The sequence below is a fragment of the Pseudomonas arcuscaelestis genome, assembly GCF_016881005.1.
Lineage (GTDB): Bacteria > Pseudomonadota > Gammaproteobacteria > Pseudomonadales > Pseudomonadaceae > Aquipseudomonas > Aquipseudomonas arcuscaelestis.
The window spans coordinates 401286-419597 of record NZ_JACOPV010000003.1 but is presented as its reverse complement, the minus strand read 5'-3'; the positions used below and the strand labels follow the sequence as shown (position 1 = coordinate 419597).

The window sequence follows — 18312 nt, the reverse complement described above, 5'->3', positions numbered from 1 at the left end:
CGAATAGCCCTGCGCCCACCAGTCGGTGCCATCGAGGATGCGTGGCAGAAAGTGAGCCTTCTGCTCCGGGGTGCCAAACTTGATGATCACCGGCCCGACCATGACCACACCGAACGGCAGCACCCGCGGTGCACCGACCCGGGCGCATTCTTCATCGAAGATGTGCTTCTGGATCACACTCCAGCCCGTACCGCCCAGCTCTACCGGCCAACCGTTGGCGTACCAGCCACGCGCGTTGAGGGTGTTCATCCAGCCGCAGATATCGGCCTTGGACTGACGTTTGCCAAGCTTGACCTTGGCTGCCAGGCTCGCCGGCAGTTTTTCACGCAGAAAGCTTCTTACCTCCTCACGGAAGGCAAGTTCATCGGGTGTGAAGTGGATGTCCATCGAGACTCCTCGAGCAGTCGAGACGCACAGTCAGACCCTCGGCGTCGAGGGCCGTCTGCGCGTGGTTTCTTGTTGTTATGCGAACCTGCGGTGAGTATTGAATGACTCACCTGTCGAGGCTCTAGATCGTTCGGACCAATTTGCGCCCGTACTTCCTTTCCCGGGTACGCACTCAGAGCGCGTTTTCGCTACCCAGGAACGCGGTTACCTGGCTCGACAACGTGCCACCGTTGCCATGCAGCAAAGCGATGTCGGCTTTTTTCAGTTGCCGCGCCCCTGCCTCGCCACGGATCTGACGCACCGCCTCGATGATCAGGAACAGGCCGTACATGCCGGGGTGAACGCAGGAAAGGCCGCCACCGTTGGTGTTTACCGCCAGACCGCCGCCTGGCGCGATATGCCCACCCTGAACGAAGCGCCCGCCCTCACCTTTCGGGCAAAAGCCGAGGTCTTCAAGAAACAGGATGGTGTTGATAGTGAACGCATCGTAGAGCATCACCAGATCGATATCGGCGTGACTCACACCGGCCATTTCCATCGCGCGTGGCCCGCTCTCGGAGGCTGCCGTTACGGTGAGGTCGGGCATTGCCACGACCGAACGGTGCCACTGCGCGCCGGCGGCGCCGAGAAAGTAGGCCGGCTTGCGCTGCAAGTCTCGGGCGCGATCAGCACGCACCAGCACACAGGCGGCGCCGCCATCGGTAACCAGGCAGCAGTCGGCGGACGACAACGGATCGCTGACCATGCGGCTGGCCATGACATCATCCAGGCTCAACGGCCCACGGGCGAAGGCTTCGGGATTAAGGTTGGCCCACTGGCGTGCCGACACCGCGACTTCGCCAAGCATCTCTCGGGTAGTGCCGTACTGATGCATATGGCGGCTGGCCGCCAGGCTGTATGAGGTGATGGGATGGCGCGGCTTGTAGAACGCCTCGTGCCATTGCGGTTCGCTCATCGAAACCAGGCGACCACCGGCAGTACGCTGGTTGGAGCCGTAGCAGACCAACGCGGCGTTGCACAGGCCGGCTTCCAGCGCCAGGGTCGCTTGCAGCAGATGCATCTCGAAGCTGGAACCACCGATATTGGTGCCATCCACATAGGACGGTTTGATCCCCAGGTATTCGGCCACCGATAGCGTCGGAAACGCATGGGAGCTGGTGGCGGCAAAAATACCGTCGATATCCTGCAACTGCAGGCCGGCATCGGCGATGGCCTGCAGCGACGCCTGGCCAAGCAGTTCCATGGCACTGAAGCCCTTGGCTTCGCCAACACCAGCGGTACCGATACCGACAATGGCGGTCTTGCCGCGAATAGCCTGGTTCATGCCGCGACCTCCTCAATCACATCAAAGACCACCATAGCGACGCCCTCCTCCTCGATGATCCGTGCCTTCACTCGGCTGCCGATCGGTGCCGTCTCACGCCCTTCAATGCGCGACATCATCCGCGGACCTTCGTCAAGATCGATCAGTGCCACGCTGTGGCTGCCGTTGCGTGCACGATTGACGGTGATGGCGTAGATCGTGCCGGTACCCTTGGCTTGCTCCCATACCAGGTCGGTTTCACCGGTGCCTGGAATCAGCACCCGCGGATAGAACACATAGCGGCCGCTGGACAGGCTGCGCTGCAGCATGAAACGGCCCTGGGCAAGAAATTCGAGGTACTGCTCCTGCGGGCCAAGCATGGCCGCAGCCGTGGCTAAGACTTCACTCATGAGGTGCTCCGAACGAGGTGAATCAATTATTGTTTGTCAGGTTTGCTGGACGGTACGCTTGCGGTCGCGACGAAAATCGCGTTGCCCTTGGCAATTAGGCGCTCGCCGTCCTTGAGGACACAGCTGGCATTGGCAAGACGTGCACCGATCTTCTGGATCTCGACCGTGGACTCGACCCATGACCCGGGGTATGCCGGGCTGAGGTACTCGATGTTCAGGCAGACCGTTACCGGCGGCACTTCGGTTTGCGTCGTCAACTTGATCGCCATGCCAAACGACGTATCGATCAAGGTCGCGAGCATTCCGCCATGAGCAAAACCCAATGGATTCAAATGACTTTGGGCAATCCGGGCGCCCATGCTGCGGCGCTGGCGATTGACATAAATGGCTCCGATCGAAGGAACAAAACCGCTGCCCTGCATGGGCTCGAAGCCTTCGGGTACATCAGTGCCCGGCACGGGGGCATGACCGGGATAAAGTGCTGGGGTATGCATGTTCGCTCCTCCTACAGGCTCAACCCATCAAGTTCCGGGCACGGTGCAGACTGTCGCGACACTCGCGAACCATGCGCTCGATCAGCTCGGCGCAGGTCGGTACATCGTCGATCAAGCCAACGCATTGGCCGGCGGTGATGATCCCGTCCTCGTGCTGCCCGGATTCCAGCGCCGCACGCCCACGGGCACCGGCCACCAGGTGGCGGATGTCCTCGAACTGCGCGTTGCCACGTTTCTCGATGCTCACCACCTCCTCGGAAATCGGGTTACGCAACACCCGAGCGGTATTGTGCAAGGTGCGGAAAATCAGACGCGTATCGCGCTCACTGGCCGCCACCAAGGCCTGCTTGATGTGGTCATGGATCGGCGCTTCACGGGTAGCGCAAAAACGCGTTCCCATGTTCACCCCTTCCGCGCCCAAGGTCAGTGCCGCGGCCATGCCGACACCATCGGCAATCCCACCCGAAGCAATCACCGGCACGCTCAGTTGACGGACCGCCAGCGGGATCAGCACCAGCCCCGGAATATCATCTTCGCCAGGGTGCCCGGCACACTCGAAACCATCGATGGACACCGCATCGACGCCCAGGCGCTGCACGGTCAGGGCATGGCGCACCGCCACGCACTTGTGGATCACCGTAAGCCCGGCTGCTTTGGCGCGGGTAGCCCTGCAAACGCTGGAAATGCCGGGCGTTGATCACCGAGGTGTAGTCGGGGTTATCCAGCAACCGCGGGAAAAAGGTCGCCACGACTTTTTTTGCCGCAGCGATAAAGTCCTGCAGCGACTCCTCTGGCACGAACACATAGTCCGGCGCCAGGCAGATTTGCCCGGCGTTATGCAGCTTGCCGGTGATGATCTTGGTCACGGCGGCATCGAAGTCTGCCGAACGCGAGATGATCGTCGGCGATTTACCACCCAGCTCCAAGGTAACCGGCACCAGGTTTTCCGCTGCGGCGCGCATCACATGCTTGCCGATACTGGTCGCGCCGGTAAACAGCAGGTGGTCGAATGGCTGGGCGCAGAATGCCTGACCGACTTCTGGCCCGCCGGTAATCACTGCCACTTCACTTTCACTGAAGACCGAAGCAATCATCCGCGCCATCAGTGCCGAGGTATGCGGGGTAAACTCGGAGGGTTTGATCATTACCCGGTTGCCCGCCGCCAAAGCGCCGGCCAGCCCCCCAAAGGCCAGGTTGATCGGGAAGTTCCATGGGCTGAGGATGCCGATCACGCCCAGCGGCTGGAACTGCACCCACGCCTCGCCACGCTCGGTGTGGCGAGCTTCGGGCTTCATCCACTCACTGAGTTGGGCCTTGGTCTGTTTGAGGGTCATCAGCGGGGAAAGCACTTCGGTAACGCGGCTGAAGTCTTTACTGCGCTGGCCAAAATCGGCATACACCGCCTCGACGATGTCTTCCTGATAATCCACCAGCAGGCCGATGGCGCGGTCGATCAGCTCGATACGCTGGGCAGCGCTCAGTGGCTCGCGTTCCAGCAGGCTGGCGCGCTGTTTGTCGAGGATCGAACGAATGGCAAGCGGACTCGTGTTCTCAATGCTGCTCATGGCACACCTCCTGTGGTGATGACAGTCGTTTATTCGCTGCTGGGCTGTGCCAGCGGCCACTGGTACAACGGCGGCTGTTTGCTGGCAAAGCGCGCTGTGGCTTGCTGCAGGTAGCTGGAGCTCATGGCCACCGCCTGGCTGCTGGCTTCAGCGTCCAGTTGGGTGGCAAGATCGGTTTCGAACGAACGGGCCAGCAGGCGTTTGGTCATGCCAAAGGCACAGCCCGACATGTTCGCCATGCCCCGCGCCAGTTCTTCGGCGCGGCTGAGCAACCGTTCGGCAGGCTGCATTTCCAGCGCAATACCCAGCGCCAAGGCCTGCTCGGCGCTGATTTCGGCCGCCGAATAGATCAGTTGCTTGGCTTTCTGCAGCCCGACAATGCGCGGCAGAAAATAGGAAGCACCAAGGTCTGGCGCCAACCCGACGCGGGCAAAGGCCATGCAAAACCGCGCCCGCTGCGAAGCGATGACAAAATCTGCGGCCAGCGCCAGGCTGAAACCGGCGCCGAAGGCGACGCCATCGACAGCGGCGATAACCGGGCGGTCAAAGTCGGCCAGGGCGCTGAGCAAACGATTGTTTTCGACCATACGCGTGCGTACTGCGTCCGCCTCGACCCCGCCTTGCATGCTGCCCAGGTCGCCGCCAGAGCAGAAATCGCTGCCGGCACCGGTCAACAGCAACGCCTTGACCGCGCTGTCGCGGCGCAAACTCGCTAGCGCCTCGAGCATCTCGGCGAACATCTGCGCCGTCAGCGCGTTCTTGCGCTCAGGACGGGTCAACACCAGCGTTGCCAAACCGCGGTCAACGCCCACTTCAATGGTTGTGCTCATGCCTGCACCCTCGCCACGCGCGCACCTACAAGGTGCGAGCGACCAGCTCTTTCATGATTTCGTTGGAACCGCCAAAGATCTTGCCAACGCGTGCGTTGACGTACAGGCGAGCGATCGGGTACTCGGTCATATAGCCGTAGCCACCGTGCAGTTGCAGGCACTCATCAATCACGTTGCAGTTCTGCTGGGTGCACCACCACTTGGCCATGGCAGCGGTTTCAGGGTCGAGCTCGCCCTTGAGCACCTTGGCCATGCAGTCGTCGACAAAGCTGCGCGCAACGGTGGCGATGGTCTTGCACTCGGCCAGCTTGAAACGGGTGTTCTGCAGGTCCAGCAGCGATTGACCGAAAACTTTGCGCTGGCGCACGTATTCAGAGGTTTCTTCAACGGCGCGCTCCATGGTGCTGATCGCGCCCAAGGCGATGATCATGCGTTCCTGCGGCAGTTGCTGCATAAGCTGGATAAAGCCCTTGCCCTCCTCCGTGCCCAACAGGTTGGCGCATGGCACGCGGACGTCATCGAAGAACAGCTCGGTGGTGTCCTGGCCTTTCTGGCCAATTTTTTCCAGGATCCGGCCACGGCGAAAGCCCTTGAGGTCCTTGGTTTCGACGACGATGATCGAAACACCCTTGGCGCCTTTTTCTGGGTCGGTCTTGGTCACCACCAGAATCAGGTCGGCGTGGTAGCCGTTGGTGATAAACGTCTTGGAGCCGTTGATGACATAGCTGTCGCCATCACGCACGGCGCGGCATTTGATGCTCTTGAGGTCGGAGCCTGCACCCGGCTCGGACATGGCGATGGCTGCAACCATTTCGCCGCGGGCCATTTTCGGCAGCCAGTTGAGCTTTTGCTCTTCGCTGGCATAGCGCAGCAGGTAGTGCGCGACAATACCGCTGTGTACGTTGGTGCCAAGGCTGGTGCTGATTGCGCGGCTTTGTTCCAGGGTGACAATAGCGTCATGGGCGAAGGTGCCACCGCCGCCACCATATTCTTCCGGGATGCTCGGCAACAGCATGCCGAACTCACCGGCCTTGAGCCAGGTTTCACGATCGACGTGCTGCTGCTTGGCCCAGCGTTCTTCGTGCGGGGTCAGCTCATTGGCTATAAATCGACGGATCGAATCCTGGAAGATCACCAGGTCATCAGTGATCCAGGGAGAGGTTTGGGCACTCATGAAAGCTCCTCGGCAAGACGGTCAAGCAACAGGAAGGGAGTGAGCTACCACGCCGATGCATGGCAGCTCGCAGGTCACTTATGGACGCCCGCCGCCCACGACCAGTACTTGGCCAGACACATAGTTGGATTCCGGAATGCAGAACAGGTACACCGAGCCCGCAGCTTCCTGCGGCGTACCGGCACGGCCCATCGGAATCATCGACTCGATATTCTTCATCAGTTGCGGGTTGACCCCGACCTTGATCTGCTTGCCATCGATATCCAGGGTGGAGGTGTTGTTTTCACCCGCGGTGGCTTCGGTCAGGCGGGTCTTGATCAGGCCGAAGGCGACGCTGTTGACGCAGACCTTGTAGCGGCCCCATTCCTTGGCCAGGGCCTTGGTCAGGCCGTTGATGGCAGATTTGGCCGCGGAATAGTTGGCCTGGCCGGCGTTGCCCATCACACCCGACACCGAGGAGATGTTGACCACTTTGCGGAACACTTCCTGGCCCGCTTCGGCTTCCTGCTTGGCGCTTTCACGGAAATAGTCACTGGCAGCACGCAGGATGCGAAACGGTGCGCTGACGTGCACATCCATGATCGCGTCCCACTGTTCATCGGTCATTTTCTGGATGACGTTGTCCCAGGTGTAACCGGCATTGTTGACGATGATGTCCAGGCGGCCGAAGGATTCCAGTGCAGTTTTGACGAAGCGGTCGCCAAAGTCCTTGTCGGTCACGCTGCCAACGCAGGCCACTGCCTTGCCACCCGCGGCGATGATTTCTGCCACCACTTCTTCGGCAGGTGCCGCGTCAAGGTCGTTGACGACGATGGCAGCACCGTCCGCCGCCAGCTTCAGGGCGATCTCGCGGCCGATGCCACGACCAGAACCCGATACGATTGCCACTTGGTCTTGAAGTTTGTTGCTCATGTTTTTCTCCTTGTTGTTCAAGCGCCCAGGGCCACGATGGCTTCGCCGGACAATTTGATTTCGCCTGCCTGATTGCGGGTGGTGACTTCAAGGCGGACGGTGCCCGTCGCCTCGTCCTTCTCCACCACGGTGCCCGAGCAGGTCACGGCATCACCCAGCTGAGTAATGGCGACAAAACGCACCGAAAACTGCTGAATCGATTGCTGCGGCACCCAGGCGGTCAACAGGCGACCGAGGTAGGCCATCGACAACATGCCGTGGGCAAACACATCGGGCATGCCGGCCTTGCGGGCAAAGTCGAGGTCGACGTGAATCGGGTTGTGGTCGCCCGACGCACCGCAGTACAAGGCCAGGGCCAGACGGCTGATCGGCTCGCTGGTGAACGACGGCAACTCGCTACCGGCCTGCACGTCGACAAAGTTGACTGGCTGCATTCGTTGCTCCTTATCCATTGCGCACCACCAGGCTGTTACGCAGTTCTGCGACCAGTTCACCGCTCTGGCGGGTTACGCGGGTTTCACGCACGACAAACTCCAGGGCGCCGCCTTTTTTGTCGTAGATGTCGACGATCCGCGACTCGAAGTTCAGGTAATCGCCGGCATATGCCATCTGGTGGTACTTGAAGCTCTGTTCGCCGTGCAGCACTTTGCCGATGTCGATGTTCAGCAGGTCCATGGTGGCGCGCGGGTTCGGCGCCTCCATGTCCAGGCAGAACAGGAAGGTCGGCGGTACCGGCAGGTTCGGGTAACCGGCGTCTTGCGCCGTTGCCGGGTCGGTGTAACGCGCATCGCGCTGGCCGGTGGCCTTGGCGAAGAAGCGCAGGCGACCGGCTTCAACGTTTACGCTGTGGCTCGAGACCACGGCGCCGATATGGCTTTTATCGATCATGCAGGCATCTCCGGTTCGGGGCGCGGGTCATTGACGCTGGTAGAGGGTGACGACGCAGGCGCCACCCAGGCCCAGGTTGTGTTGCAGGGCCAGACGCGCACCCTCTACCTGACGCGCTTGGGCGGCGCCGCGCAGTTGCCAGGTGAGCTCGGCGCATTGCGCAAGGCCGGTGGCGCCCAGCGGGTGGCCTTTGGAGAGCAGGCCACCGGACGGGTTGGTGACCACACGCCCGCCGTAGGTGTTGTCACCCTCGAGAATGAACTTCTCGGCGCTGCCTTCCGGGGTCAGGCCCAGGCCTTCGTAGGTGATCAGCTCGTTGGCGGTGAAGCAGTCATGCAGCTCGACCACGTTGATGTCGGTCGGTGCCACGCCCGCCTGCTCGTATACGCTCAGCGCGGCGCTGCGGGTCATGTCGTAACCCACTACCTTGCGCATGTCGGCTTCATCGAAGCTGCTGTTGCGGTCGGTGGTAATGGCCTGCGCGGCAATCACCTCGCGGGTGTCCAGACCGTGTTTCCTGGCGAAGGCTTCGGAGCAGAGGATCGCGGCAGCAGCACCGCAGGTCGGTGGGCAGCACTGCAGGCGCGTCATCGGCTCGAACACTGTCGGCGAGGCCATGATTTCCTCCAGGCTGACCGGGTTGCGGAACACCGCGAACGGGTTGTTGGCGGCGTGGTTACGCGCCTTCACCGAGATGCGTCCGAAAATTTCCGCGCTGATGCCGTACTCACGCATGTAGGCACGCCCGGCGCCACCGAAGAACTGTGCGGCACGCGGCGCCTCGGGTTCAAAACCCTGGATCTCAGTCATGACATTGGCGAAACGTTCCATCGGACCTGGACGATCGGTCCAAGCTCCTTTCAGCGCGCCCGGCACCATCTGCTCGAAGCCCAGGGCGATAGCACACTCGACCGCGCCGCTTTCTATCGCCTGGCGTGCCAGGAACAGGGCTGTAGAGCCGGTGGCGCAGTTGTTGTTGACGTTGATGACCGGAATACCCGTCAGCCCAACGCCATAGATGGCCGCCTGGCCCGAGGTCGAATCACCGAACACGTAACCGACGTAGGCTTGCTGCACCAGGGCGTAGTCGATACCGGCATCGGCCAGTGCCTTCTTTGCCGCATTGGCCCCCATGACCGGATACGTGTCGCTTTGGCCCGGTTTGGTGAACGGGATCATGCCGACGCCGGCAACCACAACTTTATTGCTCATGTTTTACTCCATCAGGGTCAAAGGTTGGCCGGGATCAGTTGACCGCTCGGGCCTGGTCTTTCCAGTAGGGTTCGCGCAGGTCGCGCTTGAGAATCTTGCCGGCGGCCGACAGCGGCAAAGCGGCGGTGAAGTCCACCGATTTCGGGCACTTGAACCCGGCGATGTGACTGGCGCAGTGTTCACGCAATTGCGCTTCGGTCAGTTCGCTGCCGGGGGTGCGTACCACCACCGCGTGCACCGCTTCGCCCCAACGCTCGTGCGGAATGCCGATCACCGCGCACATGGCGACGTCGGGATGGCGGGCGATGACGTTTTCGACTTCGGCGGAGAACACGTTTTCGCCACCGGTGACGATCATGTCCTTGAGGCGGTCGACGATGAACAAATAACCGTCCTCGTCCATGTAGGCGCCGTCACCGGTGTGCAGCCAGCCGTTTTTCAGGGCCTTGGCGGTTTCTTCCGGACGGTTCCAGTAGCCCTGCATGATGTTCGGGCCGCAGGCAACGATTTCACCCACGGTGCCACGCGGCACTTCATCGCCATTCTCATCGACGACCCGCACCATGCCACCGTAGCCACCGTAGCCACCGCGGCCAACGCTGCGCACGCGACCGCTGGCAATGCCTTCAGGGCCGTGACTTGAGTGAGGACTTACCGAAACCACCGGCGCGGCCTCGGTCAGCCCGTAGGCGTGCATGAACTCGATACCCGGCAGCGCCACCATGGCTTTTTCCAGCAGCGTTGGCGAAATGGGCGATGCGCCATACGCCAGGCGTTTGAACGAACTCAGGTCGTAGTTGGCGAAGTCAGGATGCATGACCATGGCCTGCAGCATGGTCGGCACCAGGAGCATCTCGTTGACCTGCTCGCGCTCGATGGTCTGCAGTATTTCGAGAGCGTCGAAAGCAGGAATCAGTACATGGGTGCCGCCGACCACGAACATGCCCACGGCACGGGCCATTGCTGCGGTATGAAACAGCGGTGCAGCGTGCAGGCCGCGGCAATTGTCCAGGGCTGGAAACTGCGCGGCACGGGCAATAGCCGAAGACCACAGGTTCATGTGCGATTGCATGACACCCTTGGGCAAACCGGTGGTGCCGCCGGTGTACATGATCGAGGCCAGATCGTCGCCGCCGCGCCCGGCATCGGCAATCGGCGCGGATTCAGCGATCAACTGCTCGTAGGCATACATGCCTTCCGGTGCCAGGCCGTCGCCGGCATGGATGACGATTGGCGCACGGCGGGCGGTGGCGCGGATCTGCTCGACCATTGGCAAGAAGTGATCGTCGACAATCAGGATGCCGGTATCACAGTCGTCCAGGGAGAACACGATCTCCGGGACACTCCAGCGAATGTTGACCGGATTGAGCACACCACCGCCCCACCAGGTGGCCAGCATGTACTCCAGGTAGCGGTCGGAGTTGAGCGCAAGCATTCCCACCCGATCACCGCTGTTCATCCCCAGCGAACGCAACGCGCCAGCCAGCCGACTAACCCGCTGGCCGAGCTCGCGATAGGTCTGGCGGCGGCCACGGTAGATCGTGGCAAGGTGGTTCGGCTCCTGTTGCAGCATGCGCTGCAAGCCTTGGGTCAGGTACATGGTCAAGCTCCTGATGCTGTTGTTCTTGTGGGTTTGATACTAAGGAGAGTGCGACCGCTCAGCGTCGATCAAAGGGATGAACCTGACGGTGGTTTTCCGCTGGTTCGAATGAACTAGGGCCATCCCCCAGGCACGCAGATACCGCAAACCCTGGCGGTTTGCGGCATCTGCTGCAGGGCTAGGCGAGTGCTGGTTGGGACGTGTCGCCCGCAACCACCGGCGCACGACAGTCGGCAATGATCAGGTCCGCGGCCTTCTCGCCGATCATCATGCACGGGGCATTGGTGTTGCCGGCGACCACCCGCGGCATTACTGAAGCATCGACAACGCGTAGGCCTTGAACCCCACGCACCCGCAGTTGCGGATCGACTACCGAGGCTACATCGCTGCCCATTCGGCAGGTCCCCACCGGGTGATACACGCCATCGGCGCGCTCGCGGATGACTTTCTCGATCTGCTGGTCATCGCTGCCGTCGAACTTAAGCCCGCCAAAGTGCAACGCCTTGCCGCCAAAGCGCGCCAGCGCAGGCTGCTCAAGAATGTCCTGGACCTGATGCACGCCCTTGAGCATCACCGCCATATCGCGGTCATCGGCGAGCATGTTGAGTTCAATTACAGGGGCATCACGCATGTCGGCGGATGCCAGACGCACCTCGCCACGGCTATGCGGATGCAGAACGCAGACATGGCACGAATAGCCGTGGCCGTAGCGGAACTTGCGCCCATGATTGTCACCGGCGGACATCACAAAGTGCAGTTGCACATCCGGCTCGGCCAGCGCGGGGTCGGTCTTAAGGAAGCCTCCCGCCTCGGTAAAGCTACGGGTGAAGACCCCTTCGCGACGACCTCGGTACTTGACCAGCTCCCAGAGATAGCGGAACGCTCCGCGCACCGACACCCCGAACAGCTCGGTGCGAAACAGACGCTTGTGCAAAATCACATCGACGTGTTCCTGCAGGTTCTTGCCCACCTGCGGCGCATCGACCAGCACCTCGATTCCGTTCTCGCGCAAATGCTCGGCCGGGCCCACCCCTGACACCATCAGCAGTTGCGAGATCAGGCTGCCCGCGCTGAGAATGACTTCCTTGCGCGCACGCAGGACCTGCTCGCGACCATCCTTGAGCACTACCACGCCCACCGCCCGCAGCCCTTCGAACAGCACCCGCAGCACTTGCGTGTTTACCTGCACGTGCAAATTGGCGCGGCCGCCGTTGAGTTGACCTTCGCCGGTCTTGCCCTGGTGCAGATAGGCACGCGCCGCGTTCCAGCGCTCGCCGTTGCGCTGAGTAACCTGGAAGTAGCCAACACCTTCCTGGACAGGGCCATTGAAGTCGTGGTTATAGGCATGCCCGGCGCTGCTTGCCGCTTCCAGAAAATGCCGGGCCATGGCGCAGGGTGAGCGAGGATCGGTCACATGCAGCGGGCCCGTGCCACCGTGCAGCGGATCGTCATCGCGACCGGCGACCCGCTCGTTGCACTCGGAACGCTTGAAGTAAGGCAACACATCCTTCCAGCCCCAGCCTTCAGCGCCCATGCTTTCCCAGTGGTCATAGTCAGAGGCACGGCCACGGATGTACACCATGCCGTTGATCGAGGAACTGCCGCCCAGGCCCCGTCCCCGCGGCTGGTAACCTGCGCGGCCAGCCATGGTCGGCTGCGGCAAGCTGTTATAGGCGTAATTGAATTCACCGGCCCGCGGGATCACCAGCGCGATGCCGACCGGCGTCGTCACCAATGGACGATGATCGTGGCCGCCCGCTTCCAGCAGGGCCACCTCACCACACTTGGCATCAGCCAGCCGCCCGGCTACTGCGCAACCCGCCGACCCTCCCCCGACCACGATGAAATCGTAAGCCTGTTCCATACCGTCACCCTTGTTATTGTTCGAAAGTCGCATTGCCGTGAACGGCAAGCCATTGGTACATACAGCGCCCAGCCTAAGCCGGCGACCAACGAGCACAATCGTTCGAACAGGTGAAACGGTGACTAGTCCCTTTGACTCAGCGGTTGATTGATTAAGTCTGGCAGGGATGGGCTTTATGCCATCTGGAGGCGTGAACTAGTTCGAAAGAACGGCATACCTGCCACATTTGACGTGGCAAGATACTCACCTCAAATAACAATAAAAGCGGAACCATGGCGGCGTCTATGGGCGCCACCCCTCTAGCCCGCTTGCTGGAGACCCTCTATGCCCGATGTTCTGGAGCACCACGACTCAGCCGCCACGGACCTTGGCCACACTACTCCCGCAAAGGTCCTGCAAGGCAAGCTTTCAGCCCCGATTGCCGCGCCGAGCCATCTTGTTCGTGCCCACTTGCTGGACACCATGGACAGTGTCGCCAATGCACGGTTGATACTGGTGCGCGCTGCTGCCGGCTTCGGCAAGACCACCCTGCTCCTGCAGTACCGCGAACGCTGCCTGGCTGGCGGGCGCAGCGTGCAATGGCTGAACCTGGACAAAGCCGATAACGACATTCAACGCCTGATCAATCATTTGCTCACCGGCATTCGCGAGCTGAGCAAGGGTGACGCACTCGAGGTTGATACGCCCGCCTGCTTCAGCGCCGCCGAGCAACTGCAGGAGCTACTGGAGCGCGTCAGCAGTTTTGTAAAGCCGTTTTCCATCGTGCTCGACGAATTCGAAGCGATTGAAAACCCTTCGGTCCTGGATTTCATTCAACGCTTGATGGACGCCCTGCCTCCCTGCGGGGTGCTGGTGATTGCCTCCAGAACTACACCCGACATCGGCCTTGGGCGCATCCGCGCCCGCGGTCAACTGGTGGAGATCAATCCCGCCGCGCTGCGTTTTTCCCTGGAAGAAGCTACGCGCTTTATCCGCGACAAGCGCCAATTGACGCTGCGCGACAATGAAATAGCTACGCTGTTTCGCTGTACCGAAGGCTGGATCACCGCCATTTACCTCGCCAGCCTGTCGTTGCAAGGACGCACCGACCCCGCCGCTTTCGTCGCTTCTTTCTCCGGCTCCAACCTGGAGCTGGCGCAGTACCTGGCCGAAGACATTCTCGCCAGGCAAAGCGAAGACTGCCGCTTGTTTTTGATGCAAACCAGCATACTCGACCAGCTCAACGCCCCCCTGTGCGATGCCGTCAGCGGACGCAACGACAGCCAGGCAATGATCGAGCATCTTGAGCGCAGCAATCTGTTCATTTTCCCGCTGGACAACGATCATCAGTGTTTTCGCTATCACAGCCTGTTCGCCAGCTATCTGAAGGATGCGCTGAACCGGCAATTCCCCGGACATGCGGTCACCCTTCACCACGCCGCTGCACAGTGGTATTTCGAGGCTGAGCGACCGATTCCGGGCATCGAGCACTTGCTGCAGGCCGGGGCTACCGCTGAAGCTGCCAGCCGCCTGGCGATCTATGCCGGACAATTGATGGCCGAAGCACGCTCACGCCTGCTGCTCAGTTGGCTTGACCGAATTCCGGCGACTTACCTGGAACTGCATCCCAACCTCAACGTTGCCTATGCCTGGGCCCTGGCATTGCACCGCCGCTACCGCGACGCATTGAAAATTGTCGAACAGCTTGAAGCCCGCGCCGACGAAGACACCCACAAGCTGTTCAAGCTGGAGGCCAGAACCATTCGCTGCATGGTCCTGGCCATTACCGATCAGGTGGACGCATGCTATGTCGCCGGTCTTGAGCACATTGACCAGATACCCCTCGATGAAGTGTTTCAGTACGGCGTAGTGACCAATTCGCTGGCATTCAGCATGCTGGTTACCGGGCGCCATGAAGAAGCACGCCGCCTGTTTTCCCGGGCCTTCAAACGCAGCTCGCCGGACCGCGTCACCTACCTGACCACGGTCACCGATTGCATCGAAGGCGTTCTGGATCTGACCCAAGGTCGCCTGGGCAATGCCCTGGCGCGACTGCAGGCTGCGGCCCAACGTCAGTGGGTGGACAATCGCAGCAGTGCATTCGGTGGCAAAACCTCACTGAATATCACCTTGTCGCTGGCGTTGTACGAGTCCGATGCCTTGGAAGAGGCCGAACATAACCTTGCCGAGGCCTTGCCTCACGCCAAGGACGGCAGCCCGCCGGACTCGCTGATTTCCAGTCACGTGCTATTGGCGAGAATCGCCTATTTGAAAGGCGAACGCGACACCTGGCTGCGCTACCTTGCCGAACTGGAACAGATCGGCCGCCAATCCGGCTCCGACCGCGTGGTGTGTTCCACCTGGCTGGAGCGCGCCCGTATCGCCACCCTGGAGAACCGACTGGACGTGGCCGCCCAAGCGCTGCGCTCGGCCAACCTGATCAGTAGCTGGGAGCGGCCGGGGCTGATCTTTCACGGCAGCGATGTCGATCTTCCATCCATCGCTCGCCTGCGCCTGCAAATTGCCCAGGGCGGCTGTGTGGATGCCGCCGCGCAACTGCAGGATGCCATCGTTCAGGCCAACCACCGTCAGCAGTATCGCCGCAAGCTTAAATTGCGCCTGTTGCTGGCCATGGCGCTGGACGGCGCCGGGCAGCCGGAAGAAGGCTTTGCCCATCTGACCAAAGCGCTGCGCTTCGCCAGCCACGAAGGCTTCCTGCGCACCTTCCTTGATGAGGGATCTCGGTTGGCCGAGCTGCTTCAGCGCTGGGCTGTGTCGTACCAGGCACGGGCCAGCAGCCTGGGCATCGAGACGCGCTTTCTAACTACCTTATTGCAACGCGCGGGCAACCTGGGCGATTCCTCTTCAGCCTCGCCGGGCGACAGCGACACACGTGAATCGCTGACGACTCGCGAAATACAGGTGATTCAGCTATTGGCGGCCGGGCTGCGCAACCGGGCGATTGCGCAGAAGATGTTCCTTTCCGAGTTCACGGTAAAATCACACTTGCGCAACATCAACGCCAAGCTCGGGGCGCAAGGGCGCACCGAGGCTGTGGCCATTGCCCGCGCCAAAGGTCTGCTCGACTGATCATCCCTGGGTCAGGCGATGCGCAGGGTCGATCACCGGCGCGTCGCCCCGCTCCAGCAGGCCCATTTCCTGGGCGCGCATCACCGCCAGCGCACGGCGCTTGACCCCAAGCTTGGCGTTGATGTTCTTGGTGTGGGCCTTGACGGTGTTGAGGGAGATAAACAGGCTATCGCCGATTTCCTGATTGGTAAGGCCGCTGGCCAACAGCTTCAGCACCGCCAGTTCGCGGCCGGACAATTCAAAACGTGAGGGCTTGGCGACCGGTGGATCGGCCAATGGCGCATTGCTTTGGTCGTGGGCTTGGAGCGATGCAAGCTGTGAGCGCGCCTCTCTGGCCAGCGCATTAAACTTGAACCGCTCGCATTGCTCGATCATTGCCACTAGACGCTGGCGTGCTTCATCTGCCTGGCCAAGCTCGCGCTCGGCAACCGCAAGCACCCGCTGTATACGCAGGGGCAACGACGGTGTGTGCAGGGGGGCGATACGCCCGGAGTCCGGATTCAGCTGTGCTTGCATCGCCAGGGCAAGCGGCACAACCGCCTGCCACTCGCCCTTGTGTACCAGCACGCGCAGGCGCTGGTAGTCCAGCAGCATCTGATAGCAGCTGGCTTGGGCGTTCTGGCAGTGCATGTGTCTTTCGGCGTCATGCATTGCCCGGCTTGCCTGATCAAAGTCACCGCGTCTGGCGGCAATTTCACCCAAGCCTATGTAGCCGTGCAGCTTGAACGGGTCAGCACTTTCGCGGGCCAGGCCCATACCCAACTGAAGCGCCTTTTCGGCTTCACTGGCATTGCCGCGCAACAGGTGCAGTTCGCCCTGCAGCAATTGCAAACGCCCCAGCAAAAGGCTCGGCCGGGTATCGGCGCGGGTCAGCTCCAGACTCTGATTGAGGAGAATTTCGGCCTGGGCCAGTTCATCCGCGAGGATCGCCTGGCGGATTCGGTCGGTGTTGATCAGTACTTCGTTGGCCAGACAGCCATGGCGGCGTGCAATTTCTACCGCGTCCTGGAGCAACTGGCGGCCGTCCTGACTGTTGCCGGTCGCCATTTCCACCCGGCCAAGGGTCGAGTAGCACAGAATCGCCGATCGCCAGTCGTGACTGCCCAGGTACGCCAGCGCCTGCCGACAATGTTCACGGGCCGTCTGCGCATGACCGCGCAAGCCCTCGAGGCTGCCGTGCAATGCCTGCCAATTGGCAATCAGGCGCTGGTTCTGTGCCGGGTCGGGATGCGGCAAGAAGCGCTCCAGACGAGCGATGCAGCTGTGTGCTTCATCCAGGCGCCAGCTCAACAGCAAGGCCCGGACGCTCTGAAAAATCAGCCGCGGTGAGCCGAGCAGCAACGACGGCGGCATCCTGTCGTACCAACCCAGCCATTTACGCAGGTGCTGGCGGGCGAACAGCCAGTCAAAGCCCAGGCGGTCCATCAGGTTGGCGGCAAGATCGGGCTGGCCTGCACACAGGGCCAATTCAATGGCGTCGTCAATGCACCCTGCGGCGCTCAGCCAATGACAGGCGCGCAGCCGCAGTTGATTGAGCGCAGCGCCCTGGAGTTGGTCGCGCAGGGCATTGGCGATAGCGGGCAACAGGCAGTACCACTGGCCTGCCGCATCCAGCAGATGGAAATAGGCGTTGGTGCGTAGCATCAGTTCAAAGGCCGCGGTACCGCTTTCGTCGTCCCACAGGTGCGCATACAGCGCAGCATTGAACTTGGGCAGATGAGCCAGGGCGCAGAGTATCGACACCTGCCGCTCCGTCAGGCGCGATAGTACCTCGTGTTGCAGGTATTCGCGCAACCAGACCGTACCCTGCTGCTGCGACGCTTCAGACAACAGCCGCGTGGCGGCGCACCAGCCCAACGATTGCTGCCAGAGCATCGCGTTGTCGTTGGCACAACGATTGGGCGCCAACTGGCCCATCAAGCGCTCGAACTCGTCGTGGCTGAACCCCAGTTGGCGACTGTCCAGCTCCAGCAACTCATCCTCGAGCAACAGCCGCGACAGGTTCAATTGCGGGCGCTGGCGGCAACTGACAAACACCTGCAAGGTACAGCCTGGCAAGCCAAGCAACTGGTCGAGCCAGTGACCAATCGGGTCCGGGCCCTGGCTTGGGTAGTCGTCGAGCACCAGGCGCAGCGTTTCCTCGCACTCGCCGAACCAGGCACGCAATGCATCCGCATCCCGATAAATGTCCGCGCCGACCCCGAAAGCCCTGCCGATTTGCTGGCAGAACGCGCCGAGGGTAAGCCACTGACCACTCATCGGGATCCAGGCACTGCGCCCATGCGGCACCTGGCGCAGGGTTTCGCATAACAAGGTACTTTTGCCAAAGCCTGCCGGTGCACACAACAGGCGCAAGCGCGGGTTCTTTTCCAGCAGCAGGTCGACCAGATGCGGGCGCGGCAAGTGCCGAGCGGGCAAGTTGGGCAATGACAGCGGCTGCGAAGGCAGTGTCTTGAAGTTAAGGCTGGTCATGACAACACCTGATAATTGTTATTGGCCAGGCGGCAGAGTGTGCCTAGCAAATCATCAGGGACCTGCCTCTACAATCGGTCGTAGGAACTAGTTCCTGCGACCGTCCCGAGGCAGAGAAGCCGCGATCAGGGG

Annotated in this window: 14 protein-coding genes and 2 pseudogenes; 1 reads left to right on the top strand and 15 read right to left on the bottom strand. The window is 61.4% G+C overall.

Translation table 11 applies throughout. The features are described from left to right. Nucleotides 1–39 precede the first annotated feature (39 nt). From H8F21_RS06285 to H8F21_RS06220, 14 genes and pseudogenes are all read right to left on the bottom strand, one after another. Nucleotides 40–387 (bottom strand): annotated as a pseudogene (locus H8F21_RS06285) (acyl-CoA dehydrogenase family protein); the annotation flags it as partial. Between the two features lie 172 nt (nucleotides 388–559). Continuing rightward, entirely contained in the window at nucleotides 560–1711 is a 1152-nt protein-coding gene (locus tag H8F21_RS06280; protein ID WP_203480750.1) for a thiolase, read from the bottom strand. Continuing rightward, the gene (locus H8F21_RS06275; protein ID WP_203584151.1) at nucleotides 1708–2100 is read right to left on the bottom strand and encodes a Zn-ribbon domain-containing OB-fold protein; all 393 of its coding nucleotides are present in this window, start codon (nucleotides 2098–2100) and stop codon (nucleotides 1708–1710) included. Before H8F21_RS06275 ends, H8F21_RS06280 begins: the two co-directional genes overlap by 4 nt. 26 nt (nucleotides 2101–2126) lie before the next feature. After that, nucleotides 2127–2594 carry a PaaI family thioesterase gene (locus H8F21_RS06270; RefSeq protein WP_203480762.1) on the bottom strand — a complete coding sequence of 156 codons (468 nt, stop codon included), beginning with the start codon at nucleotides 2592–2594 and terminating at the stop codon, nucleotides 2127–2129. 19 nt (nucleotides 2595–2613) lie between these two features. Further along, nucleotides 2614–3240, bottom strand: a pseudogene (locus H8F21_RS06265) (NAD(P)H-dependent flavin oxidoreductase); the annotation flags it as partial. Then, nucleotides 3122–4159, bottom strand: coding sequence for an aldehyde dehydrogenase family protein (locus H8F21_RS06260; protein WP_236042915.1), 1038 nt, complete (start codon nucleotides 4157–4159; stop codon nucleotides 3122–3124). The gene H8F21_RS06260 and the pseudogene H8F21_RS06265, both read right to left, overlap by 119 nt. 29 nt (nucleotides 4160–4188) lie before the next feature. After that, complete coding sequence (locus H8F21_RS06255; protein WP_203584150.1) at nucleotides 4189–4989, bottom strand: enoyl-CoA hydratase/isomerase family protein; 801 nt, start codon at nucleotides 4987–4989, stop codon at nucleotides 4189–4191. A gap of 25 nt (nucleotides 4990–5014) precedes the next feature. After that, nucleotides 5015–6163: an acyl-CoA dehydrogenase family protein gene (locus tag H8F21_RS06250; protein WP_203541426.1), complete on the bottom strand. Its 1149-nt coding sequence runs from the start codon at nucleotides 6161–6163 to the stop codon at nucleotides 5015–5017. A 78-nt stretch (nucleotides 6164–6241) separates the two neighbouring features. Next, entirely contained in the window at nucleotides 6242–7075 is an 834-nt protein-coding gene (locus tag H8F21_RS06245) for an SDR family NAD(P)-dependent oxidoreductase (RefSeq protein WP_203541427.1), read from the bottom strand. Nucleotides 7076–7092: 17 nt separating this feature from the next. Next, the gene (locus H8F21_RS06240; RefSeq protein ID WP_203480770.1) at nucleotides 7093–7509 is read right to left on the bottom strand and encodes a MaoC family dehydratase; all 417 of its coding nucleotides are present in this window, start codon (nucleotides 7507–7509) and stop codon (nucleotides 7093–7095) included. A 10-nt stretch (nucleotides 7510–7519) separates the two neighbouring features. Then, nucleotides 7520–7963 carry a MaoC family dehydratase N-terminal domain-containing protein gene (locus H8F21_RS06235; protein ID WP_203584149.1) on the bottom strand — a complete coding sequence of 148 codons (444 nt, stop codon included), beginning with the start codon at nucleotides 7961–7963 and terminating at the stop codon, nucleotides 7520–7522. A 27-nt stretch (nucleotides 7964–7990) separates the two neighbouring features. Beyond that, complete coding sequence (locus H8F21_RS06230; protein ID WP_203584148.1) at nucleotides 7991–9175, bottom strand: lipid-transfer protein; 1185 nt, start codon at nucleotides 9173–9175, stop codon at nucleotides 7991–7993. 34 nt (nucleotides 9176–9209) lie between these two features. Continuing rightward, nucleotides 9210–10775: an acyl-CoA synthetase gene (locus tag H8F21_RS06225; protein WP_203480775.1), complete on the bottom strand. Its 1566-nt coding sequence runs from the start codon at nucleotides 10773–10775 to the stop codon at nucleotides 9210–9212. Between the two features lie 178 nt (nucleotides 10776–10953). Continuing rightward, on the bottom strand, nucleotides 10954–12639 hold the full coding sequence (locus H8F21_RS06220) for a GMC family oxidoreductase (protein WP_203584147.1): 1686 nt from the start codon (nucleotides 12637–12639) through the stop codon (nucleotides 10954–10956). Between the two features lie 324 nt (nucleotides 12640–12963). Here H8F21_RS06220 and H8F21_RS06215 point away from each other — a divergent pair, with 324 nt between their 5' ends. Next, a complete protein-coding gene (locus H8F21_RS06215; RefSeq protein ID WP_203584146.1) occupies nucleotides 12964–15708 on the top strand; it encodes a LuxR C-terminal-related transcriptional regulator in 2745 nt (914 codons plus the stop codon). On the opposite strand, the gene H8F21_RS06210 is transcribed toward H8F21_RS06215, so the two are convergent. Beyond that, nucleotides 15709–18180, bottom strand: a complete 2472-nt coding sequence (locus tag H8F21_RS06210) for a LuxR C-terminal-related transcriptional regulator (RefSeq protein WP_203584145.1) — start codon at nucleotides 18178–18180, stop codon at nucleotides 15709–15711. It lies immediately after the preceding gene. Between the last annotated feature and the right edge of the window lie 132 nt (nucleotides 18181–18312).